Source organism: Janthinobacterium sp. TND4EL3 (assembly GCF_900156175.1).
GTDB lineage: Bacteria > Pseudomonadota > Gammaproteobacteria > Burkholderiales > Burkholderiaceae_D > Janthinobacterium.
On record NZ_FTMV01000012.1, the window covers coordinates 44,272 to 66,302 of the forward strand.

A 22,031-nucleotide genomic window follows, 5' to 3' on the forward strand; every position below is an offset into this window, starting at 1 on the left:
TTAAAACGGCATCCACGGGCCGACGAAGAAGCGCGTCAGCCAGCCCGGTGTATTGGCTTCGGCCAGGGTTCCCTGGCCGGAATAGGCGATCTGCGCATTGGCGATGCGCAACGATGACACCTGGTTGTTCGAATCGATATCGGCCGCACGCAGGTAGCCGCGCAGGCGCACGAATTCCTCGCCCTGGTTCAGGGTCAGCGTCTTTTCACCCTGCACGCGCAGCAAGCCGTTCGGCAGCACTTCCTGCACGATCACGGTGATGGCGCCGGACAGCGCGTTTTGCTGCGTGCTGGTCGCGTCGCCGGCGAAGTTGCGGTCGGCGGACAGGTCGATGCCCGTCTTGGGGAAGGTCTTGCCGAGGATGTTGGCCGCCTTCACGCCGACGGAGGAACCCTTGTTGAACGAGGTGCCGGCCTTCTTGCTCGCCTGCGTGGTTTCCTGCAGGGCCACGGTGACGACGTCGCCCACGCGGAAGGCGCGGCTGTCCGAGATCAGGTCCAGGCCCGCGTCGGGATTGAAGACGCCGCCGGCCACGCCGCCGCGCGCCGTGCTGCGCGGCGCCACGGGCAGCGGCGTATCGGAAAAGCTGGGCGCCACCGGCGCGGCCGGGCGGCTGGCGCAACCGGCGGTGAGCACCAGCAGCAGGGCCGCCGTGGCTTTCATGGCGGCCGTCATCAGCGTGCCGCTTGCGCCAGGTATTGCAGCATATTGTCGGCGGCCGACAGCACCTTGGTATTCATTTCATAGGTGCGCTGCGCTGCGATCATGTCGACCATTTCTTCCACCACCTGCACGTTCGAGCCTTCCAGCGCGAACTGCTTCAGCTTGCCCAGGGCGCCTTCGCCGGGACGGCCTTCCGTCGGCGTGCCGCTCGATGCCGTTTCCTGGAACAGGTTTTCACCGAGTGCCAGCAGGCCCGTCGGGTTGACGAAGCTGGTCAGGTTCAGCTGGCCCAGCTGGGTGCCATTCACATTGCCCGGCACGGTGGCCGTGACCATGCCGTTTTCGCCGATGGTGATCGCGGTGGCGTTGTTCGGCACGGTGATCTGCGGCACCAGGGGCAGGCCCTGGGCGTTGACCATCACGCCATTTTCATTGATGCCCAGCTGGCCGGCGCGCGTGTAGGCTGCCTCGCCGTTCGGGCGCAGCACCTGCAAAAAGCCGTTGCCGGTGATGGCGACGTCGAATTCGCGGCTCGTCGTTTGCAGGCTGCCGGTGGTAAACACCTTTTGCGTGCCGACCATGTGGGTACCGTTACCCAGCTGCACGCCCGATGGCGACAGGGTATTGTCGGCGCGCTGCGTGCCCGGCTGCTGCTCGACCTGGTAGAACAGGTCTTCGAAGACGACGCGGTCGCGTTTGAAACCGACCGTGTTGACGTTGGCCAGGTTGTTCGCGATGGCTTGCAGCTTGGCGTCTTGCGCCTGCACGCCGGTCTTGCTGATCCACATTGCTGGATTCATGATTTACTCCTGGTAATTGATTGGCGTTGGGCTTAAGCGCCCAGCAGGCGGTTGCCCGATTCCGTCATGGAATCGCTGGCCTTGAATACTTTCATCTGCATCTCGAAACTGCGGTTCAGGCTCATGGTGGCGACCATTTCCTCGACGGCAGAGACGTTGCTGCCTTCCAGGTGGCGGTCGCGCAGGCGCACCGTGGGGTCGGCCTGCAAGTCTTCGCCGCTGCGCGCCACGATCAGGCCCGCCTCGTTCTTCGTCAGCTCGCCCGCTTCCGCATTCACCAGCTTGAGCTTGTCGACCGTCTGCATCTGTGCCGTACCGGGCACCTGGATGGAGATCGTGCCGTCGGCGCCGATAGCCAGGCTGGTGTGCTCGGGAATCGTGATGGGGCCACCTTCGCCCAGCACGGGCCGGCCGTTGATGGTCAGCGCGCCCGTTTCATCGAGATCCATGGCGCCGGCGCGCGTGTAGGCTTCGCCGTTTTGCCATTGCACCGCGAGAAAGCCGTTGCCCGTGATGGCCACGTCGAGCTCGCGTCCGGTTTCCTTGATGGCGCCCGTGCGCGTGCCGACGGCGCTCGACTGCGTCTGCGTCATGTGGCGGTCGTCGTAGCCATAGCCGTTTTGCAGCGGCTGGGCCGTCGACACTTCCATGTTGGCGCGAAAGCCGCCCGTCTCGATATTGGCCAGGTTGTTGGCGTGTACCTGCTGTGCCCGCAGGGCACGGTCGGCCCCGCTCATGGCGGTATAAATCAGCGCATCCATTGCTCTTTACCTTTGCGTATCGTCGATTACAGCGCTTGCATCAGCGATTGCAGCATGGCGTTCTCGGTCGAGATGACCTTCGAGTTGGCCTGGTAGTTGCGCTGCGACGTCATCAGGCCGACCAGCTCGGAAGTGATATCGACGTTCGACTGTTCCAGCGAGCTCGTTGCCAGCTTGCCGGCCATGCCCACGCCTGGACGCTCGTACATGGCGGTACCGGAAGTGGTCGAGGCGACCCAGCTTGTGTCGTTGACTGCAGTCAGCGCGCCTTCGTCAGGGAAGGTCGCCAGGGCGATCACGCCGATGCTCTGTTTTTGGCCGTTCGTGTACTTCGCTACGACCGAACCGTCGTCGGCCAGTTCCACGCCCGTATAGGTGCCCGAGGCATAGCCATCGGCGCGGTCGGTCGAGGTCGTTGCTTCGCCAGCGAACTGGGTGGTGCCGGTGTAATCGATGGCAACCGTCATCGGCGCCGCGCCGGGCGGCGTCGGCAGTACTGGCGAGGCGGACGTTCCCGTTATCAGTTTGCCGGCCGTGTCGAAGGTCATGCTCGTCACCGGCGTCACATCGGCGTTGTCGAAGGTGTAATGCACGTCCACGCCCGTCGCCGTCTTGACGAAATACTGGCCCAGCGAGTGCTTGGCGCCGAGCGAATCGTAGACGATGGAAGATTTGCCGCTGTTGTAGCTCAGTTCATTGGTCTTGTCGAAGGCCGGGGTCTTGATGGTCCACTCGGACGACAGGTTGGCGGCATATGCCAGCTTGGTCGTCGCCACGGCGGGAATCTGGCCCGTTGGAATGAGCATGTCGCCCATGGTGCCCAGGGTGGTTGTTCCCTTGACTGCGGCGTAGCCTTGCACCAGGCGGCCGTTCGAGTCGACCAGCTTGCCATCATTGCTGGCCGAAAAGATACCGACGCGGCTGTACGTCATGGTGTTTTGCGCATCGCGCGAGACGAAATAGCCACGGCCTTCGATTGCGGCGTCAAGCGCGCGGCCCGTGTTGAGCACGCCGCCATTGAGTGACATGCTTTGCGTGAGCGAACCAATTTCCGTGCCCGTGGCGCGCGAACCGGCGTACATGGCCGAGAAGTTGGCGCGGCTGCTCTTGAAACCGTAGGTGCCGGCATTGGCGATATTGTTACTGCTGCTGTTCAACTGTTGGTTGATGGACTGGATACCGGACAGGGCAATGTCGAAACTCATGTTGACTTCCTTTTAGTGAAGGACGAGATTAGTGTTCAGGAACGAAGGGGAGAGCGGATCAGGCCGTCTTACCATTAAAGCCGGTGATCGCCCCAGGGTTGACTTCGCCCAGGTTCGACACGCTTAGTATCATGCTACCGCCGGATGACAGGCGGACACTGTTGAGCTTGCCTGCGATGTCGACCGTCGGCTTTTCGGCGCCACTGGTAGTGACCGCCATGGTATAGGTGCCAGCTGGCAAGCCCAGGGCGATGGGATCGATGGTGAACGGCACCGTACCGGCCGCCTTGGCACCCAGTTCGATCTTGTACTCCTTGTCGTCCAACCCTTTCAGGGTCACGGTGGTCTTGGTGGTGCCTGCCGCCAGCGCGATGCTGCCGTTGACCTTGCTCTTGTCGAGTTGCACCGTTTCGCTGTTGACCATCACTTCGGAACCCACCTGGGCGCCCAGTGCCAGCACTTGCATGGTTTGCAGCACGCTGGCATTGGCGCTCGTCAGGTTCGACAGGTTCTGCATCGCCTCCGTCTGTGCCTGCTGTGTCAGCTGATTGACGAACTGGCTCGGATCGGTCGGCGCCAGCGGGTCCTGGTTCTTGATCTGGGCCACCAGCAGCTTGGTGAACATGTCCTGGGTGGCATTGGCTTGCGACTTGACGGCATTGCTGCCGCTGTTGCTGCCGCTGGCGTTATTTGTAAAGAGACTCGTTTCCATGGATTATGCTTCACCTAATTTGAGGAGCGACTGCTGCATCGACTTGATGCGACCCAGCACTTCGACATTCGTTTCAAACGCGCGCGAGGCCGACATCATGTCGGTCATCTCGGCCACCTGATTGACGTTGGGGTAGTACACCATGCCGTCGGCGTTGGCCATCGGGTGGCCCGGTTCGTACACCTTGCGCAAGGGCTCGTCGCTTTGCACCACGTCGAGCACCTGTACGCGTCCGCCAGCGCCGCTGGCGCCGGAGCCATCCATCACGGCCGAGAACACGGGCTTGCGCGCGCGGTAGGTCTCGCCTTCGGAACCGGCGACGGAATCGGCATTGGCCAGGTTGCTGGCGATGGTATTGAGGCGCACGGTTTGCGCCGCCATCGCCGATCCGGCGATTTTGGAAATATCCTGGAAGCTCATGCTGGTCCTTATTGTCCGGAAATGGCCTTGGACAGACCTTTCAGTTTCATGTTGACGAAAGTGAGGCTGGTCTGGAAGTCGGTGGCATTTTGCGAGAAGGCAGCCTGCTCGACGCCGATTTCGACGGTATTGCCGTCCCGGCTGGGGTGGTAGGGGACGCGGTACAGGGCGCTGGCATCGTCATCGGTCGACAGCAGGCCGGCTTCGTTGTCCTGCAATTGCTGCAGGGCGCTGCCGAAATCCATGTCCATGGCCTGGAAGCCGGGCGTGTTTTCATTGGCGATATTGGCCGCCAGTACGCGTGTACGGTCGGCACGCAGCGCAAGTGCATCGGCATGCACGCCCAACGCGTCCTTGAAATTAATCCCCATGGTCATCCTTTGTATTGAATTCGATCGTGCTTGTTGCGGTTCGGGCCAGAAAATAGTTAGTGCAGAGGTAAAATCCCAGCCTGGTCATGTTGACACATGGTAAGGTCATGCCGCTTCAGTATCTTTGATTAAGGTTAGCAATGATTCATTTTGAGAACTATTCCGTGATGTGGAACAAGGCGCAAGGTCGTCACTTACTGCTGCCAAGCCTGTTTTTACTGACCAGCCTATATAGTAGTGCAGGACGCGCAGAATTGCCAGCCGACAATATATTTTCGCGTGTGGAACAAGTGGCGCGCGAGCAATTGGCGCAGCAGGCCGCGGCGGCGGGACTGCTGGAACCGCAGTTTCAGGTGGCCGTCGTGAAAAGCACGCGCCCCATTCCCGCGTGCGCGGCGCCCGTTGCGCTGGAAGCGGCCGACAGCCGTTCGGCGCAGCGCATGCGCTTTGTTGCAGTGTGTCCTGGGAGCAACGGTTGGCGCTATGAACTGCTGGCGCGCGGCAGCATCACGGCCCAGGTGGCGGTCACCACCGCACCCGTCACGGCGAACACGCCCTTGCAGGCGGTCGACGTGGCGCTGGCGCGGCGCGACGTGACGATGGTGCCGGACAGTATGTCGTCGCTGCCTGGCGTTGTCGGCCTGTCAAGCCGACGCAGCCTGCGCGCCGGCGAAGTGCTGCGGCAAGGCCAGCTGGCCTCGCCCGTGCTGATCAAGCGGGGCAGTGCGGTCAACATCGTGGCGCGCAAGGAGCAGGTGGAAGTGAGCATGGCCGGCGAAGCGATGGACCCGGGCGCGCAAGGGGAGGTGATACGCGTGCGCAACGCCGCCAGCGGCACGGTGATACGTGCCAGGGTGGTCGATGCGGGCGTGGTGGAACCGGCCGAGATTCCCGGCCGTTGAAGCAGGCTTAGTCGGCGCCGGCCGTGCGCTGCAGGCGCGTGGCCAGTTGCGTGAGCTTGGCCGCGTAATTCGGGTCGGTGGCATAGCCGCCGCGCGCCAGCCCTTGCGCGAACGCACCCGCGTCGGCGCCCGTGTTCAGGGCGGCGCGGTAGCGCGGATTGTCGAGCAGCACTTGCGCATAGTCGCGGAAGGCGCTGGCCTGGTCCGGATAACTGCGGAAGCGTTCCGTTTTCTTCAGGGCCGCGCCGCTGCCGCCCTCGTATTCGGTGGTGACATTGCTGGCCACGTCGCCCTGCCATTTGCCGCCGGCCTTGATGCCGAACAAATTATGCGTGTCCGCGCCCGTGCCCTGGCGCAGCGGATGCTGGCCCCAGCCCGATTCCAGCGCCGCGTGGGCGGCGACGATCTCGGGCGCCACGCCCAGGCGCGCACCGGCTTCTTGCGTCCAGGGCTTGATCGAGGCGAGGAACTGCTGCTGCACTTCGCCGATCTCGCCACCCTGGCTGATGCTGCCCAGGACATTGACGGGCTGGCTCTGCTCCAGGTAGGCGCGGCCTTGCGGGCTGAGCGCCGTGGCGCTGCCGCCACCGTGTTCGATGAAGCGGGCCACTTCGCCCTGCACTTGCCGGAACACGCTGCCAAAGTTGCCGCCGGAAGCGGTGGCATCGGTGGCGCGCATATTGCTCTGCACAGCGGACGTGGCCGCCGTCGACGGGGTGGCCGCCGTGGCGCGGGTGGTCAGGAAATCAGCCTGGCGCATACGTATCTTCCTCGCCATGCAGCACGCGCTGCATGATGCTGTACTGCTCTGTTAATAATTCGCTGTTGCGGCTATTCAGGCGCTTGCATTCGAGCACCATTTGTTCCAGTGCGCTCCAGTCGGCCTGGGCCTTGCTGCGCGCATCTTCTTGCAATAACGCAAACAATTGTGCCATCTCCGCCTTTGGACCCAGCAGGGCCGTGACGAGGCTGACGCGCTGGCGCCGGCGCGCATCGAGCTGTTCGACGGCGGCGACGACCTGGTCGGCAAGCGCCGTCAGCCGGGCGCTCTGGTGGTGCAAGGAGGCGTGGAACTGCTCCTCCAGCAAGGCCAGCAGGGCAGTATAGCCTTCTTGATCATCGGCAATGCCCAGCAGGACACGGCGCACGGCTTCCTGGCGCGTGATGCCCTTGCGCGGTGCCGTCACGATTCACCGCCGTGAAAGCGCTGGATCAGGCCCGCCAGTTTCGACGGGTCGAACGGCAGTTCGCCCTTGGCCAGCGCGTCGCGCAGCATGGCCACGCGTTCATGGTCGATCTCGGGCATGGCGCGCAGGGCGGCCATGGCCGGTTGCAGAACGGCCGATTGCAGTTCCGCCCCGGCCGACGAGCCGCCCATGGCGCCCGCGGCGCCCGCGTTCTCGGCGATCGCCTCGGCCGGCGCCACGGCGCTGCTGCGCACGGTGGCGCCGGTATTGCCGGAGGAGATTTTCATACGTTGTCCCTTGCCTTTAATTTGCATGCTCGTCCCGTTCCTTCTTTGCGGGCAGGCCCAGCTTGTCGCGCAGGCGCTGCAAGGTGCCCGAGTCCGGTTCACCCACTTGCAACTCGTCGCCTTGCGGCTTTTGCCCGGCCATGCCGAACATGGCGGCGATGCTGTCCGCCTGGCCACGCGTCAATATTAACAGTTCGATGCGGCGGTTGATGCCGGCGCTGGCGTTTTTCACGTCCAGCGGCGCGCGGTCGGCCATGCCCACCACTTGCAGCACGCTATCCGGACTCATGCTGCCGATCAACAATTGCGCGCGCGCCGACATGGCGCGGTTGGCTGACAGGGTCCAGTTGGAAAAGCCTTCATAGCCGGTATTGGCGTATTGGATCGAGTCGGTATGGCCGACGATCAGCATCTGGTTCTCCATTTGCGCAAACACGGGACCCATCTGGCGCAGCAGCTTGCGGAAGCGGTCCGTCGGCACGGCGCTGCCGCGCACGAACATGCCTTGCTTGTCCGTATCGTGCAGCATGACGCGCAGGCCGTACGGCGTGATCACCGATTGCAGGTTGCTCTTCAAGCCCGCTTCATCGCTGAGCTTGTCGAGCGCGCGCGACAGGGCCAGCAAGTCTTCCGGAGACTGGTAGCTGACCTTGGTCTGGTTTTGCGGTGCCGCACCGGCCTTGCCGTCCTGCGTCTGCTTGCCTTCCGTGCGCGTGTCGCCCGTGCCCTTGCGGGGCATGGGGAAGCGCTCGATCAGGCTGCCGCGCGGGCCGCCTTTTTGCTCCGGCATGACGCCCTGGCCTTCGCCCTGGCGGCTGCCCGCCGTCGCGTCCATCATGATTTCCTTCATCGCCTGCTGCTCGCGCGCGGCCATCAGCCACAGCACGAGGAAGAGCGACAGCAGGGCCAGGCAAAAGTCGGCGAACGCTACCTTCCAGGCGCCGCCGTGGGCATCGTCATCGTGCTTGCGTCCGGCACGCTTGATGATGGCCTGTTCATGTTTCTCATGCGGCTTTAGCACGGCGGCCTCCCCGGCCTTGGCCTTGCTCTTGTTCGGCGCCGCCATCTTCCAGCGCGTTGATCCAGCTTTCCAGCTGGGCGAAGCTCGGCTTGATGTTCAGCTGCACCAGGCGGCGGCCCGCATCGATGGCCAGCAGGGGCGGCTTGCCCGCCACGTGCGTGACCAGCACGACTTTCACGCATTCCATGGTCGAGCCTTCCTCGCCCACCAGCTGTTTCATCATATTGCACATCGGATCGAGCACGCCGTAGCAAAAGAAGATGCCGATGAAGGTACCGACCATGGCGGCGCCCACTTTTTCCGAGATTTCCGCCGCATCGGCGCCGTCGGCCACGGAATTCATGGCCATCACGATGCCGAGCACGGCGGCCAGGATGCCGAAGCCGGGCATGGCTTCGGCGATCTTGTGCAGCGACTTCGACGGTTGCAGCAATTCGTCGTGGATGGCTTCCAGTTCCTGCTCCAGCACGCCTTCGAGCTCGTGCGCGTTGATCTTGCCCATCGCCATCAGGCGGAAGTTGTCGACAATGAAAGCGAGCAGCTTCGGCTCTTCCAGCACCAGCGGATAGCGCTGGAACAGGGCGCTTTCGCGCGGGGCCTCGACGTGGGCGTCGAGCGCCTTCAGGCCGCCGGCGGCCGTTTGCAGCAGTTCATACATTAGCAGCAGCAACTGGCGCTGGAATTCCGAACCTTGCTTCTTGTGCGTGACGATCTTGCGCATCTGGTGCAGCATTTCACCGAGTACATGCTTGGGGTTGCCCAGCACCAGCGCGCCCACGGCGGCGCCGATGATGATGATCAACTCGACCGGTTGCCAGATCGCGTGGACGGTACCGCCCATCAGGGCGAAGCCTCCGAATACACACCCCATCACGATTAAGATACCGATAATTACCATGTCAACTGCCTTTCTGCGTCATTGTGCTGCGTCAATTTGATGGATGTTGCTTAACTTTATGCGTCCTGCAGCATGGCTTTCATCTTGCCCAGTGCCGTCTTGTTGAGCTGGCAGACGCGGGCGTCGCTCAGGTCCAGCACGGCAGCAATTTCCTTGTAGCTCAGTTCGAATTCGTAATACATCTGGATCACGCGCTGCTCGCGTTCGTCGAGCGCGCGCAGGGCCTGTTCCAGGCTGCGCCGCACCATCAATTGCTCTTCCGGGCTTGGTGCGCTGTCCGCTTGCCCCAGGCTTTCCTGCAGCACCTCGTCGAAACTGGCGATCAGCTCGGCGTTTTCCGCCAACTGGTACTCCTGGTACGCTTCCGGCGTCAGCTTCAGGGCCGCCATGATTTCCGCTTCCTGCGGCTCGCGCCCCAGGCGCCGGGTCAGGGCGCGCACGCTGTCGCGCAGGCGATGGCTTTCCTGGCGCACGGCGCGCGGGCGCCAGTCCTGGCGCCGCAGTTCGTCGAGGATGGCGCCGCGTATGCGCAGGCTGGCATAGCTGCCGAACGACTGGTCGGGCACGCCGTAGCGGCGCAAGGCTTCGAGCAGGCCCATCAGGCCTATCTGTTCCATGTCGTCGCGGTCGATGGCGCCCGACACCTGCGAATTGAGCTGGCGCACGATGCGCTTCACCAAAGGGGCGTACGCCACCAGATGTTGTTGCTCTTCAGTAACGCTGAGCACGGCCGCGCAAGCGCTGGCGGCGGCATATTCGCCGGCGCCATACGCTTCCTGGTATTGCTCTGCATAGGCCAAGGGATCTCCCACTAGGTCGGCTGGCGTGTTGGCTTACTCAATGATCAGCTTGCCGACCATGACTTCGGTGAACGGCTTTTCCATCTGCTCGCGTTCATAGCTGACATTGAAGGCCTTGTTGATCTGCTCGGCATATTCTTCCACGGTCATGGTTTGCGCCTTGTCCAGTGGAAAGCTCGACAGCGTGCTGACGGCGATCGAGCGCATCAGCGGCAAGTGGTCCTTGGTCAGCTTTTCCTTTTCTTCCGTGGTGGCGATCACCAGGTCGGCCGACAGGTAATGCGTGTCGCCTTCGCCGGGACCACGGCGCAGCATCACGATGACCTTGTCGAGCGTGATGAACTTGCGCGCCTTCTTGCCCGTGGCGGGCGGTGGCGGGGCTTTCGCTTCGGCAACATCGGCATGGCCGGCGACCGGTTTGGCCAGGTACCACATGGCGCCGCCGGCCGCGCCGGCGGCCAGCACGGCCACGGCGATAAAGCCGCCTATCAGTTTCATTTTCATATTCATCAGGTGGTTTCTCGCTCAGGCATGGCGTACGTGGTAGCGGCAGTGCTGCCGTCGGACAGGGCGCGTCCCGGCTCCGCATCGTCGTTCTGGCGGCCGGACTGCCGCTGGCCGCGCGCGTCACCGTCGGCAAAGGCCTGGGCGGCGGGGCTGCGCGGGGTGGCGCTGATATTGACGGCCACGTCGGTGTACTGGCGCTGCGCCAGGTCGCTGCGCATGTTTTCGCCGATGCCTTGCAATTGGCGCAACACTTCGGAGTTCGACGCCGTCACGTTCACCTGCAGTGTGCCGGCCGTGTGGCGGATGGAGATGTCGATGCGGCCCAGCATGGGCGGCTCGAGACGGATCGTCGCGTGTTCGCTGTTGCGCCCGATTTGCGTCTGCAGACGTTCGCCCAGCGCCTCGCGCAGCGGTTCCTGCCATTGCTGTGCTGGGCCGTTGAGCTTGATGGTGTCGGCGCCAGGGGCTGCCGGGGCGGCATTGCCGACCGCGCCCGCCAGGCCCAGATTGGGTGGCGCCGGCGTCGCAGCGCCGCGTTCGCCTTCGCGCGCCGCAGCCGCGGGGGCGGCGGCCGTTACCGGCGTGCCTTGCTGCAGCAGCGACTCGAAAGGCTGGGCCGACACGCCCCCTTTGGCGGCTGTCGCCGGATTGGCCGCAGCCAGCGGTTCGCGCGTGTCGCGTCCTGCCGGTTGCGCCATTGCCTGCGCGGTAAGGGTGACGGCCGCCGGATGCAGGCTGATGTTGAGTGCCGGATTGGCTTGCGCCACATGCGCCTGCACTGGTGTCTGAGCCTGTGCCTGCGCGGCGGCGCGCGTCTCGGCTGCGGCCGCGTCCGTTGGCGGCAGCATGGTCACCGGCAAGCCGATGAGCGGGGCGGCCATGGCTGGCAGGCCACTGTCGGCCTGGCTGTCGCTGTCCCTGGCTGGCGCGGGCGTATCGCTATCGGCCGTCTGCGCGCCTGTCACATCGAACACCTGCGCAAACAGGGGCAGGGCCGAGGGCGTGGCGCCATTGCTGCCATAGCCTGGCGTACCGGGCAGGGTGGCCGTCTGTGCCGCCGCTGGCGCCGCATTCGCCGTGTTGAAGTTCATGATCATGCTTGATACCCTTCAGAGTCGTATTCGCCGAGCGCAGCGTAGGCGACCCAACCTTCCTTATTTGCCTGTAATGCACCCAGGTGCAAGCCCAGGCGTTCTTTTTCCTCAGAGCAAATTTTAACCGCTTGCGCGTGAATTTTGCGCAATTGCAACAATTCTGTTTGTTCCAGCGCAGTCCATGCGCCCCGTTCGGCCAGCAGCGGGATATTTTTCGCCAGGCTGGCCGAGAGTTTTTCCATCGCATCCCAGTCCGACTCGGCAACCGCCGCGCTCAATTGCCGGCTCAGCTGCTGCAGCGCAGCGCGCCTAGCCATGGTTGGCCTGGACACCCACCCAGCCGCGCTTGATGGTGGTCATCAAGGTAGTCACTTCATCAATCAGAGTCGGGTCGAGCTTGATGCCAGCCGTGTACAGGCGCGCCACGCAGTAGTCGTACAGGCGCGCAAGGTTGACCACCACTTCGCCGCCATTGTCGAAATCGAGCGAGCTCGACAGGCCATTGATGATTTGCGTGCATTTATCCAGGCTGATGGCTTTTTGTTCGTAGCGCTTGCCCACGATATGCCCGCGCGCGCGCGCCAGTTCTTCCAGCAAGCCGTCCGTCAGCACCAGTACCAGTTCGACCGGCGTGGCGCGGGCAGTCTGGGCATCCAGGTTGACGGCGTGGTAGTTGCCGTAAGCTTCATTGTTTAACATTGTTGTCTTCTCGCTATGTTAACGTGGGGCGGCGCGGCAGGCGCATCCGCCTTAGGATTTGTTGTTGCTGAACATGGCATCGAACATATCGGACGTCTTGCTCATTTGTTCCTGCATTACTTGCAGGCGTGAAAATTGATCGAGGAAACGTTTGTATGCCGTGTCATATTGGGCCGTGAGGCGTTCACCGCTCTTGAGCAGGCTTTTCTGCAGCTTGTCCGTGGCCGCCTGGCGCTGCATGATCTGGCCCTTGGTGATATTGCTCCACTGGCCAAGTACCTTGTCCAGACTGCCCAGCACGCCGGCCGGGGCGGACAGGCTGTTATTGCCGAACAGCTGATCCAGGCCGGTCGGATTGGTGGCTAGCTTGGCCGTCAGCTTGGCCGTATTCAGGCTCATAGATCCATCACGCTGAGCGGTGATGCCATACGACACCAGCGAATCGCCACCGATGCTCAGGCGCAGGGCATTGCCCATGCTGCTGCGCAGCGCGTTCAGTCCGGAATCATGGGCAAAGATGCCCGCAGCGACGTTCTTTTCCGGGTTGCCGGGACTGGCCAGGCCATCGATCAGGGTTTTCAGCTTGTTGTAGGCATCGACGAACGCTTGCACGTTGGCGGCGGTGCCGGTGCTGTCCGTGGCGACGGTCAGCAGCACGGGCGCTTCGCTGACCATCATGGCGCGGGTGAAGGTGATTTTCACATCCTGCACGTTGGTGAAGGTATTCGACGCTTGCGTGATAGCAGTGCCGTCCGGTTTGCCGCCCAGCCAGACGGTGGCGTCATTAGCCTTGACGACTTCCTTGTAATTGGACGAATTCGTGTCCAGCGCGGCCGCCAGATTGGGATCGCCGACGCCGCCGGAGTCCAGCGTGGCGGCGTTGTCCAGGCCGGTGAGATTCGACGTCAGCACCAGTTGCGCCGTGCTGTTGATGGTGACGATGGAGGCCGTCACGCGGGAATTGTTCTTGCTGTCGCCATTGATGGCGGCTGCAATTTCCTGTGGTGTCAGCAAATTGTTGCCATCCTTGTCGGCGGTGGACAGGTCGACATCGAAAGAATCACTGGCGCCGATCTTTACCTTCAGGGTGCTCGTGCCGGCAACTGGGGTCTGGGTAGCGGTCAAGCCACCATACGACACCTGGCTGGCCGTGGCGAGTTTTTCCACGAAAAAGCTGTATGAGCCTGGCACGGCCTTGATGCCTGCCGTAGCCGTGCCATAGCCGGCGGTCGGGAAGGTGGCGGACTGGTTCAATACCGATTTGCTGCTGGTCATGGCCGACATGGCGCTCTGGAAGGTCGAGATGGCCGACTTCAGGTTGCCCAGCGCCGTGCTGGTGTTATTGGCCAGTGCCGTTTGCGCCGCCAGAGCCGCTTTCTGCCCTGCGACAGCCTTGGTCGCCAGTTTCTCAGCCGTTGGGATCGGATCGTATTGCGGTGAGGTAATTACGCTTGCCATGCCAGACTCCTGAATAAAGGGATATACCGGTACAAGGCGACCCCCATTCCCGTTTTGTGAAGTTTTCCTGAAAGAAACTTACACAAACTTCATTTTACCTGCCCGCGGAACCAGAATTGGGTCGCCAGCTCATCCTGCCGCTTGGCGTCAGCCCGATGTTGTTCATTTGCAACATACTTCTGCTTTTGCGTCAGCACCTGGTCCAGCACCTCGCGCTTGGCCCACGCCGTATTCAGGGCGCGCTGCGACACGGCCATGTTGGCTTCGTGTAAATGCAGGTCGGTACGGTGCTGGTCGGCCATCTGCATGACGGCTTGCTTGAAGTTGCCGCAGTTGACGGACAGGGCCAGGGGCAGGGCGCCGCTGGGACCGCTGTCCGTGTACAGGCCTGTCAGGCGTTCCAGGTTTTTCTGGTAGCGCTCGCGCACGGCCGTCTGCGCCGCCATTTCGCTTTGCAGGCGTTCCACTTCGGTGCTGCGCAGGCCGACCAGGGTGGTCAGGTTGCGGATGGTATGGGCGTCGCTCACGTATGCTCCTAGGCCATGATCTGTTCAAGTTGCGCGATGCACGGCCCCATCGGGGCCTCTTCCTTGGTGCCCTGGCACAGGAACGCTTCGATGGGTCCGTGCAGTTGCACGGCGCGGTCGGTGATGGGGTCGGCGCCGGGCACGTAGGCGCCCAGCGGAATCAGGTCGCGCACGCGCGCGTGGCGCGCCATCGATGCCTTCAGCGCGCGCGCGGCCTGCATGTGCTCGGGCGTGATCACCTGCGCCATGCAGCGGCTGATCGAGGCGGCGATGTCGATGGCGGGGTAGTGGCCCCGTTCGGCCAGTTCGCGCGTGAGCACGATGTGGCCGTCGAGAATCGCGCGCGCCGTGTCGACCACCGGGTCCTGCTGGTCGTCGCCTTCGGCCAGCACCGTGTAGATGGCGCTCATGCTGCCGTCCATGTGGGCGCCATTGCCGGCGCTTTCCACCAGTTGCGGCAGGTTCGAGAAGACGGACGGCGGATAGCCGCGCGTGGCCGGCGGTTCGCCCAGGGCCAGCGCCACTTCGCGCAAGGCCATCGCATAGCGCGTGAGCGAATCGACCAGCAGCAGCACGTGCTTGCCCTGGTCGCGGAAATGCGCGGCGATGGAATGGCACAGTTCGGTGGCCATGATGCGCATCAAGGGCGACTCGTCGGCCGGCGCAATCACCAGCACGGCCTTTTTCAAGCCTTCGGCACCGAGCGACTTTTCCACGAACTCGCGCACTTCGCGGCCCCGTTCGCCGATCAGGCCGACGACGACGACATCGGCCACCGTCTGGCGCGTGATCAGGCCCAGCAGCACGCTCTTGCCGACGCCGGAACCAGCCATCAGGCCCACGCGCTGGCCCTTGCCCAGGGTCAACATGCTGTTGATGGCCCGCACGCCCACGTCCAGCGGCTCGATGACCGGTTGTTTTTTCAGGGGGTTGATTTTTGGCGGCGTGACTTCCAGGGTATGTTCGCCGCCGAGGCGGCCCAGGTCGTCGATCGGTTCGCCCAGGCCATTGACCATACGGCCCAGCCACGACGGGCCGATCTGCAGGCTGGCCTTGTCGGGCAGGGGCAGCACGCGCGCGCCCGTGGTCAGTCCCGTCGCCTTCTTGAATGGCATTAAATACGACAGTTTTTCGCGAAAGCCGACGACTTGCGCGTCGAGCCACTCGCCGCTGACAGTTTCAATTTGACAACGCTGGCCCGTGTGCAGGCGGCAGCCGGCGCTTTCCAGCAGCAGGCCGGAAGCGCCGACCAGGCGGCCCGTCGGGGTCGCGACCGGGATATCGCCGATCTCGAAACTGCGCAGCGTGTCGGCGATCATGCAGGCGCGCCCTGGTCAGCGTGTTCGGCGGCCAGCGCCAGGTGGCTGCTGACCTGCTCCATGCAGGCCGACAGGCGCTGATGGCAACCGGCATCGACTTCATTGTCGCCCGCCTTGATGCGGCATTCTCCCGCGTCGAGGCGCGCATCGGCGATCAGGTTCCAGCGCTTGGCGCGCTTCGGATCGAGTTCGCTGATGCGTTTGAGTTCTTCCGGGTTGAGGAAGACGTCGATTTCCTCGCGCGTGGGCGGCATCGAGGCCAGGGTCTCGTCGACCAGGGCCAGCAATTGCACCGGCTGCAAGGCCAGTTCCGCGCGGATCACCTGGCGCGCCACCTTGGCCACCAGGTCGACCACTTCCTTGCGCTGCGCTTCGCGGTAATCGGCGCGCACCTTCTTCAGGTCGCGCAAGATGGCGTCGACGGGACGGGCCAGGCGGTCCAGCGCCACCAGGGTTTCATTGCGGCCTTCTTCGCGGCCCTGCGCCATGCCGTCGCTGCGGCCGGCGTCGTAGCCGTCCTGCTGGCCCTGCACCAGGCCCACTTCGTAGCCGTCGCGCTGGCCCTGCTCGAAGCCTTCCGAGACGGACGCCTGCCACTGGCCGTCCGTATCCTCGCTGGCGGCGCGCTGGCCGGCGGCGATGAATTGCGACAGGGGCGGGAAGCGATACGAGCGAAAGTGCTTCATTCGATCACCGCTTCGGCAAACAGCTGCACTTCGATCTCGCCAGCGTCGGCGAGGCCCTTGACGGTGGCCATGATTTCCTGGCGCGTCTGTTCGATGCGCGACAGCGGCACGGGGCCGGAACGGCGCATCATGTCCTCGAAGCTTTGCGCCTGGCGGCGCGGCATGGTTTTCAGCACGGCCTCGCGGATCGACGGTTCCGCACCCTTGAGCGCGATGGCCCACTGTTCCATCGGCACGTCTTCCAGGATGCGCGTGAGCGTGACATCGCTCTGCGTGGCCAGGATCAGGAAGTCGTACATGCTCAGTTCGATTTCCGACACCACGTCCGGATCGTGCGCGCGCAGCAGCTCGACCAGCGCGGCGCGGTTGCCCGGCATGCGGTTGAGGATCTCGGCCGCCTGGCGGATGCCTTCCACGCTGGTGCTTTGCGTGTCGAGCGTGCCCAGGCAGCGGCCCACCAGCTCGTCGAGCTCGACCAGCAGGTCGCGGTCGATCTCGTCCAGGCGCGCCAGGTTCAGCAGCACCAGGTCGCGGCCGTCGACGGGCAGGGCGTCGAGGATCTGGCCGGCCAGCGCGGGCGGCAAGAAGGCCAGGAAAACGGCCTGCATCTGCACGTGTTCGTTGACGATGTATTCGGCCAGCCATTTTGGCGAAGCCCACTGCAGGCGCGCCATCTTGGGGCGGATGGCGTCGCCGTAGATGTTGTTCAATACACTGTTGGCGATATCGCTGCCTAGCGCCATGTCCAGCGAGCGCTTCAGGTAGCTGCGCGAGGCGCCGTGCACGCCGCTTTGCTGGCGGTAGTCGTCGAAGAAGGTCTGCATGGCCGTTTTCACGGCTTCGACCTTGATGCCGCTCATGCGCGACATCACTTGCGTGACTTCGAGCAATTCTTCGCGCGACAGGCAGCGCAGCACGTTGGCGGCCTGTTCTTCTCCCATGCTCAGCAGCACGATGGCGGCCTGTTCCACGGGGTTCAGGCTGACGTTCTCGACTTCTGCATCGTCAGGGAAATTATTGTTGTTGAGTTCGGCCATTTTTCTGCATCCATTGTTTGACGACTTCGGCGACACGCTCGGGTTCTTTTTCTGCCAGCACTTTCAGGTGGTCGACCATCACGTCGACTGCCGAGCCGGGCGGCGGCAAGTCATAGTTTTCCAGCAGCGGCACGACCGGCATGCTGTTGCCGGCGGCGGCCTCGCCTTCGAGTGCCAGCGGGCTGCCGCTCACGCCCAGCGCCGGAGTGCTGGCAACGGCCGCGCCATTTGCGCCGGCGCCGGCGGCGGCGACGCTGCCGCCCAGCGCCAGGGCGGGGTCGAGCTGTTTCAGCGCCGGCGGCGCCAGGCGCGTGGTCAGCAGGCGCAGCAGCGGACGCAGGATCAGGAAGTAGCCGAGCACGGCGCCGAGCGCATACAGCAGCCAGCTGCTGAAATCGACGACGGTATCGCGCTCTTCCCACCATTGCGCCACAGGCGGTTTGGCAGGGAAGGCGAGTGCCGTCAGGCTCAGGCTGTCGCCGCGCTGGGTGTTGATGCCCAGGCCGCTGCGCAGCATTTTTTCAATATTTCCCAGTTCAGCGGGCGTCCAGCCCGTTTTGGGATCCGGTGCGGCGGCGCTGTTGAGGACAACGGCGACGCTGAGTTTTTCCAGGCGGCCACGGCTGCGCTTGATCTGCGTGATGCTGCGGTCGTAGGCATACTGGCGCGTGGTGGCGTTCTTGCGCGCCGTGCCGTCATCGGCCGGCTTCGGTGCGCCATCGGCTGGCGCGTTGCCGGCCGCATCGGCGGGGGCGGGCACGGCCGCTGCGGGCGGGCGGTTCGACAGGCTGCCCGGCACGCCGGCCACGGTGCGGTTGCGTTCCTGCTCTTCGCGCATCGCCTCGCTCGTCACTTTCGGGGCTTCGCCGTATTTTTCCAGCGTTTCGTCCACGCGGTCGTTATTCACGGCGGCCGTCACGCTGAGCTTGAAGTTGTCTTCGCCGATGACGGGACCGAGCAGGCCCGTGACGTTGCGGCGAATTTCATCCTGGAAACGTTTCGCGCCTTCATTGCCGGCAGCCGAGGCGTCGAAGCCGTCGGCCAGGTCGATGTGCGAGGACAGCAGGTTGCCTCCCTGGTCGACCAGGCTCACGCGCGTGGGCGCCAGGCTGGCCACGCTGCCGGCCACCATGTTGATGACGGCGGCGATCTGTTCCGGCGCCAGGGTGCGGCCCGGTTTCAGCGCCACCACCACGGAGGCGGACGATTTGTCGCCGTCGCTGGCGACAAACGATGTTGATTTTGCAATTGACAGATGGACGCGCGCCGAGGCGATCGCGTCCATCGTCATGATGCTTTGCGCCAGCTCGCCTTCCAGGCCGCGGCGGAAACGCACGTCCTGCACGAATTGCGACACGCCCAGCGGGTCATTCTTGTCCATCAATTCCAGGCCGGCCGGCAACTGGGCCGTCACCCCCTTCGACGCGAGCAGCATGCGCACCTTGCCCAGCATGGCGTCGGGCACCAGCACCTGGCCGCTGTCCGGATGCAAACGGTAGGGGATGTGCTCGGCGTCCAGCGTCGCCATCATGTCCGTCACGGCCACTTTTTCGCGCGCGCCAAAGACCGGCTTGTAGTTGGCCTGGTCGCGCCAGGCATACATGGTCACCATGGCGGTGATGCCGATGGCCAGCACGACGATGGGAACCAGGTTTTTCAGCAGCGCGGGCGGGATGGCGGGCTGGGCGCCGAGGCGCCAGCGCGCAAATGCGGACTTCATGGGGGTAATCACTTGGGGTAACTTTCGCTGGGAGGCTGGGCGTGGATCAGGACGTGAAGATTACAGAGGCAGTTTGATGAGTTCATCGACGGCGCCCATGACCTTGTTGCGCACCTGCATCAACATGGAGAAGGACAGGCTCGCTTCCTGGCTGGCCAGCATGGCGCCGACCAGGTCATCGCTCTTGCCGCTGTCGACGTCGCTCATTTTTTGCGCGGCCAGGCGGTCTTCGCCGTTGACCTTGCTGACGGCGTCTTTCATGCTTTGCGCGAAGGAGAAGCCGGATTGTTCCGGCGCACCGAACTGGGCGGCCGGCGCGATGCTGGCGCCTAGGGCGCGCGCGTCGTTGCTCAGTGCTGCCAGATCGGCCTTGATCAAACCTGCGAGTTCATTGCTCATCTTGCCCTCTACTTTCAATATGCGGTGACGTATCAATCAGAAATACTGGTGTTGCCATGCCGGCGCAACGGCATGCCACGCCGTGCCGCCCCGGCCCGATTCCCTGGGCCCATCAGTTTTATCAGTTGCCACACCATCCGCTGCAAGCAGATTCAAACAAATCCAGCAAACCCACGCATTGACTCACATGGCCATGACATGCAACAAACAACTGATAAAAGTTTACAGGTGGCAACAAGAGGGACTTGAATTGCCATAAAAACCGGGATCAGCTAAGCGGAATGGCGCACTGTAAATCTACATTTTGTCGCTATAAGCTTACCTCGCGGCAACTATAAAGTAAAGAGAGCTTTGGCTCAAGGAATATTGATACATGGCAATATTTAGGATTTTCATGTATTGTTCAGCACCGTAGTCATCCAGCATGCGCCTACGATGCGCAATCGTTTGCTTGCGCTACAGTAAGCAATGCCAAGATGAGGCTGTATTTAATTTCGGGCGATCCGTATAATTTGTTCTGCCACCGCAATACCGACATGACCACTACATGACAACCATTACCAAGACAGATCAAACCGTACGCCATCAAGTCCTGGATTCCTGTCTGCTTGGACGTCCTGTCCACTTGCTGCATGTATTCGGCGCCCAGTTGCGCGACGACCTGGCTGGGGCGCTGCGCCAGCCCATGAGCCGGCGCTACTGGGGCAATTTCCAGATCGACGCCGTGACCCTGTCGCGCGTCGAGCACGAGGACAGCGTCAACCGCTGGCTGAGTTTTTCCACGCCGGCCGGCCAGGCCGGCTTCACGCTGGAACGTCAGATACTGCTCAGTGTGCTGAACTATCGCTACGGCAGCGCCGGGGCCAAGGGCGCCTTGCCCGATCCCGCCCAGGTGCGCGTGACGGCCACCGAAGAGCGCCTGGCTGTGGTACTGGGACAACAGTTGGTTACCACGCTGTTCGCGCGCATCCACAAAAATCTGCAAGCGCTGGGCAAGGCCAGCGCCATCGACACGGCTGCTGAAATCGGCGTGCAGTCGGGCGTGCACCCGGCGCGCGGCGCCTGGATCGTCACCGTTGCGCTCAGCGATGTCGAGGCGGGGCAGAGCGGTTACTTCTGGTTCTCGCTCGACAAGCGCCTGATGGCCGACGTGCTGCGCGGCTTGTTGCCCGAGCGCGCGCAAGCGAAAAAGGCCCTGCGCAGCGTGCGCCCGCTGGCGTCGCGCCTGCAGGTCACCCTGGAAGGCCGCCTGGTCAGCAAGCAAGTGCAGCTGGGCGCCCTGTTCGACCTGCGCGTGGGGGATGTGATCCCCGTCAGCCTGAGCCGTACCGATGTGATGCTCGACGATTCCCGCTTATTTACGGCAGCCGTTTCCGAACACAAGGGCAAGCTCTGTTTAACCTCATTTGAAGATGTCGAATAATATGAATATGACCGATACCAACCAGAGCGAAACCCTGCTGGAAGACCTGGGCGACGATATGATCATCGACCAGGGCGACGTCGCCGACGTGGCCAGCACCCGCGCGCGGCGCGATATTCCGCAAATGATGCGCAAGATCCCTGTCACCCTGACCCTGGAAGTGGGCTCGGCCCGCATTTCGCTGGAAGAATTGATGGCCATCGGCCCCGAAAGCGTGATCGAACTCGACATGCTGGCCGGCGAACCGCTGGTGATCAAGGTCAACGGCACGCCCATCGGCCGCGCCGAAGTGGTGGTGGCCGGCGAGAACTATGGCCTCAAAGTCATCGACCTCGACGGCCTCAATCTCGACCTGATGACAGCATGAAGCTGGCGGTACCCGGTTTGAGCCGGCGCCGCGGCACGCTGGCGGCGGCGCTTGCCCTTCCTGTTCTGATGCTGTGCTGCGGCGCCGCCGGCGCCCAGGATTTACTCTCCGGCGTGGTACCGGGCGCGAAGACCGACCTGTCGGTCAAGATGCAGATCCTCGTCGTCATGACCCTGCTCGGGCTGCTGCCCGTGATGGTCATGATGATGACCAGCTTCACCCGCTTCGTCATCGTGCTGTCCCTGCTGCGCCAGGCCCTGGGCCTGCAGCAGGGCTTGCCCAACCGTATCGTCACCGGCATCGCCCTGATCCTGACCCTGCTCGTCATGCGCCCCATCGGCGACCAGGTGTGGAAGGAAGCGTTTGTACCGTACGACCGCGACCAGATCGGCATGCAGGAAGCCCTGAAGATCGCCGAAGTGCCGATTTCGCGCTTCATGCTGGCGCAGACGAGCAAGGCGGCCCTGGCGCAGATCGCGCACCTGGCGGGCGAACCGTCGACCACGCGCCCGCAAGACCACAGCTTCACGGTCAAGCTGGCCGCGTTTGTCTTGTCCGAACTCAAGACGGCTTTCCAGATTGGCTGCATGCTGTTCATACCGTTCCTGATCATCGATCTGGTGGTGGCGTCCGTGCTGATGGCGATGGGCATGATGATGCTGTCTCCGCTCGTCATTTCGCTGCCGTTTAAGCTGCTGCTGTTCGTGCTCGTCGACGGCTGGACGCTGACCGTCAATACCTTAGTCACCAGCATACAGGCGTATTGAC

At 63.2% G+C, this 22,031-nt stretch carries 28 protein-coding genes; 4 read left to right on the forward strand and 24 right to left on the reverse strand.

Going from position 1 to position 22,031, the window contains the following annotated elements; translation table 11 throughout:
- The 7 genes from flgH to flgB are packed head-to-tail and all read right to left on the reverse strand — an operon-like array spanning position 1 to position 4,932.
- Positions 1 to 675, reverse strand: a complete 675-nt coding sequence (gene flgH / locus BXA07_RS18270; RefSeq protein ID WP_076569619.1) for a flagellar basal body L-ring protein FlgH — start codon at positions 673 to 675, stop codon at positions 1 to 3.
- Complete coding sequence (gene flgG / locus BXA07_RS18275) at positions 675 to 1,463, reverse strand: flagellar basal-body rod protein FlgG (protein WP_170909686.1); 789 nt, start codon at positions 1,461 to 1,463, stop codon at positions 675 to 677. Before flgG ends, flgH begins: the two co-directional genes overlap by 1 nt.
- 32 nt (positions 1,464 to 1,495) lie before the next feature.
- Entirely contained in the window at positions 1,496 to 2,224 is a 729-nt protein-coding gene (gene flgF / locus BXA07_RS18280) for a flagellar basal-body rod protein FlgF (RefSeq protein ID WP_076569620.1), read from the reverse strand.
- A gap of 26 nt (positions 2,225 to 2,250) precedes the next feature.
- Positions 2,251 to 3,429 (reverse strand): flagellar hook protein FlgE, encoded by a 1,179-nt coding sequence (locus BXA07_RS18285; protein ID WP_076569622.1) that lies wholly within the window; start codon positions 3,427 to 3,429, stop codon positions 2,251 to 2,253.
- Positions 3,430 to 3,487: 58 nt separating this feature from the next.
- A complete protein-coding gene (locus BXA07_RS18290) occupies positions 3,488 to 4,141 on the reverse strand; it encodes a flagellar hook capping FlgD N-terminal domain-containing protein (protein WP_076569623.1) in 654 nt (217 codons plus the stop codon).
- A 3-nt stretch (positions 4,142 to 4,144) separates the two neighbouring features.
- Positions 4,145 to 4,561 (reverse strand): flagellar basal body rod protein FlgC, encoded by a 417-nt coding sequence (gene flgC, locus BXA07_RS18295; RefSeq protein ID WP_076569625.1) that lies wholly within the window; start codon positions 4,559 to 4,561, stop codon positions 4,145 to 4,147.
- Positions 4,562 to 4,569: 8 nt separating this feature from the next.
- Positions 4,570 to 4,932 (reverse strand): flagellar basal body rod protein FlgB, encoded by a 363-nt coding sequence (gene flgB, locus BXA07_RS18300; RefSeq protein ID WP_034758109.1) that lies wholly within the window; start codon positions 4,930 to 4,932, stop codon positions 4,570 to 4,572.
- 140 nt (positions 4,933 to 5,072) lie between these two features.
- Here flgB and flgA point away from each other — a divergent pair, with 140 nt between their 5' ends.
- The gene (gene flgA / locus BXA07_RS18305; RefSeq protein WP_244556331.1) at positions 5,073 to 5,834 is read left to right on the forward strand and encodes a flagellar basal body P-ring formation chaperone FlgA; all 762 of its coding nucleotides are present in this window, start codon (positions 5,073 to 5,075) and stop codon (positions 5,832 to 5,834) included.
- Between the two features lie 7 nt (positions 5,835 to 5,841).
- On the opposite strand, the gene BXA07_RS18310 is transcribed toward flgA, so the two are convergent.
- From BXA07_RS18310 to BXA07_RS18390, 17 genes are all read right to left on the reverse strand, one after another.
- Entirely contained in the window at positions 5,842 to 6,594 is a 753-nt protein-coding gene (locus BXA07_RS18310; protein ID WP_076569628.1) for a glycoside hydrolase family 73 protein, read from the reverse strand.
- Positions 6,581 to 7,021 carry a flagellar export chaperone FlgN gene (gene flgN / locus BXA07_RS18315; RefSeq protein WP_083708387.1) on the reverse strand — a complete coding sequence of 147 codons (441 nt, stop codon included), beginning with the start codon at positions 7,019 to 7,021 and terminating at the stop codon, positions 6,581 to 6,583. The genes BXA07_RS18310 and flgN overlap by 14 nt, the downstream gene beginning before the upstream one ends.
- Complete coding sequence (gene flgM, locus BXA07_RS18320) at positions 7,018 to 7,308, reverse strand: flagellar biosynthesis anti-sigma factor FlgM (protein ID WP_076569630.1); 291 nt, start codon at positions 7,306 to 7,308, stop codon at positions 7,018 to 7,020. Before flgM ends, flgN begins: the two co-directional genes overlap by 4 nt.
- Positions 7,309 to 7,324: 16 nt before the next feature.
- Positions 7,325 to 8,329 (reverse strand): flagellar motor protein MotB, encoded by a 1,005-nt coding sequence (locus BXA07_RS18325; RefSeq protein ID WP_244556332.1) that lies wholly within the window; start codon positions 8,327 to 8,329, stop codon positions 7,325 to 7,327.
- Positions 8,313 to 9,227 carry a flagellar motor stator protein MotA gene (gene motA / locus BXA07_RS18330; RefSeq protein ID WP_034757817.1) on the reverse strand — a complete coding sequence of 305 codons (915 nt, stop codon included), beginning with the start codon at positions 9,225 to 9,227 and terminating at the stop codon, positions 8,313 to 8,315. Before motA ends, BXA07_RS18325 begins: the two co-directional genes overlap by 17 nt.
- 56 nt (positions 9,228 to 9,283) lie before the next feature.
- Positions 9,284 to 10,027, reverse strand: a complete 744-nt coding sequence (locus tag BXA07_RS18335; protein WP_076569633.1) for a FliA/WhiG family RNA polymerase sigma factor — start codon at positions 10,025 to 10,027, stop codon at positions 9,284 to 9,286.
- Positions 10,028 to 10,060: 33 nt separating this feature from the next.
- Positions 10,061 to 10,525, reverse strand: a complete 465-nt coding sequence (locus BXA07_RS18340) for a flagellar basal body-associated FliL family protein (protein WP_348532965.1) — start codon at positions 10,523 to 10,525, stop codon at positions 10,061 to 10,063.
- 11 nt (positions 10,526 to 10,536) lie between these two features.
- The gene (locus BXA07_RS18345) at positions 10,537 to 11,631 is read right to left on the reverse strand and encodes a flagellar hook-length control protein FliK (RefSeq protein WP_076569635.1); all 1,095 of its coding nucleotides are present in this window, start codon (positions 11,629 to 11,631) and stop codon (positions 10,537 to 10,539) included.
- Positions 11,628 to 11,945, reverse strand: a complete 318-nt coding sequence (locus BXA07_RS18350) for a hypothetical protein (protein ID WP_076569637.1) — start codon at positions 11,943 to 11,945, stop codon at positions 11,628 to 11,630. The genes BXA07_RS18345 and BXA07_RS18350 overlap by 4 nt, the downstream gene beginning before the upstream one ends.
- On the reverse strand, positions 11,938 to 12,327 hold the full coding sequence (fliS, locus tag BXA07_RS18355; protein ID WP_076569639.1) for a flagellar export chaperone FliS: 390 nt from the start codon (positions 12,325 to 12,327) through the stop codon (positions 11,938 to 11,940). Before fliS ends, BXA07_RS18350 begins: the two co-directional genes overlap by 8 nt.
- Before the next feature lie 51 nt (positions 12,328 to 12,378).
- Positions 12,379 to 13,785, reverse strand: a complete 1,407-nt coding sequence (fliD, locus tag BXA07_RS18360) for a flagellar filament capping protein FliD (RefSeq protein WP_076569641.1) — start codon at positions 13,783 to 13,785, stop codon at positions 12,379 to 12,381.
- An 89-nt stretch (positions 13,786 to 13,874) separates the two neighbouring features.
- Positions 13,875 to 14,312 carry a flagellar export protein FliJ gene (locus tag BXA07_RS18365; protein WP_076569643.1) on the reverse strand — a complete coding sequence of 146 codons (438 nt, stop codon included), beginning with the start codon at positions 14,310 to 14,312 and terminating at the stop codon, positions 13,875 to 13,877.
- 8 nt (positions 14,313 to 14,320) lie between these two features.
- The gene (gene fliI / locus BXA07_RS18370) at positions 14,321 to 15,631 is read right to left on the reverse strand and encodes a flagellar protein export ATPase FliI (protein ID WP_076569645.1); all 1,311 of its coding nucleotides are present in this window, start codon (positions 15,629 to 15,631) and stop codon (positions 14,321 to 14,323) included.
- Entirely contained in the window at positions 15,628 to 16,317 is a 690-nt protein-coding gene (gene fliH / locus BXA07_RS18375) for a flagellar assembly protein FliH (RefSeq protein WP_076569647.1), read from the reverse strand. Before fliH ends, fliI begins: the two co-directional genes overlap by 4 nt.
- Positions 16,314 to 17,354 carry a flagellar motor switch protein FliG gene (locus BXA07_RS18380; RefSeq protein ID WP_076569649.1) on the reverse strand — a complete coding sequence of 347 codons (1,041 nt, stop codon included), beginning with the start codon at positions 17,352 to 17,354 and terminating at the stop codon, positions 16,314 to 16,316. Before BXA07_RS18380 ends, fliH begins: the two co-directional genes overlap by 4 nt.
- Positions 17,332 to 19,074: a flagellar basal-body MS-ring/collar protein FliF gene (fliF, locus tag BXA07_RS18385; protein WP_076569651.1), complete on the reverse strand. Its 1,743-nt coding sequence runs from the start codon at positions 19,072 to 19,074 to the stop codon at positions 17,332 to 17,334. Before fliF ends, BXA07_RS18380 begins: the two co-directional genes overlap by 23 nt.
- A 60-nt stretch (positions 19,075 to 19,134) precedes the next feature.
- Positions 19,135 to 19,473, reverse strand: coding sequence for a flagellar hook-basal body complex protein FliE (locus BXA07_RS18390; protein ID WP_076569653.1), 339 nt, complete (start codon positions 19,471 to 19,473; stop codon positions 19,135 to 19,137).
- A gap of 625 nt (positions 19,474 to 20,098) precedes the next feature.
- Between BXA07_RS18390 and BXA07_RS18395 the strand changes: the two genes are divergently transcribed.
- The 3 genes from BXA07_RS18395 to fliP are packed head-to-tail and all read left to right on the forward strand — an operon-like array spanning position 20,099 to position 22,030.
- Positions 20,099 to 20,896, forward strand: coding sequence for a FliM/FliN family flagellar motor switch protein (locus BXA07_RS18395; protein ID WP_083708389.1), 798 nt, complete (start codon positions 20,099 to 20,101; stop codon positions 20,894 to 20,896).
- A 1-nt stretch (position 20,897) separates the two neighbouring features.
- Positions 20,898 to 21,263 carry a FliM/FliN family flagellar motor switch protein gene (locus BXA07_RS18400; RefSeq protein ID WP_070220030.1) on the forward strand — a complete coding sequence of 122 codons (366 nt, stop codon included), beginning with the start codon at positions 20,898 to 20,900 and terminating at the stop codon, positions 21,261 to 21,263.
- The gene (gene fliP, locus BXA07_RS18405) at positions 21,260 to 22,030 is read left to right on the forward strand and encodes a flagellar type III secretion system pore protein FliP (protein WP_076569656.1); all 771 of its coding nucleotides are present in this window, start codon (positions 21,260 to 21,262) and stop codon (positions 22,028 to 22,030) included. Before BXA07_RS18400 ends, fliP begins: the two co-directional genes overlap by 4 nt.
- Position 22,031: the final 1 nt, after the last annotated feature.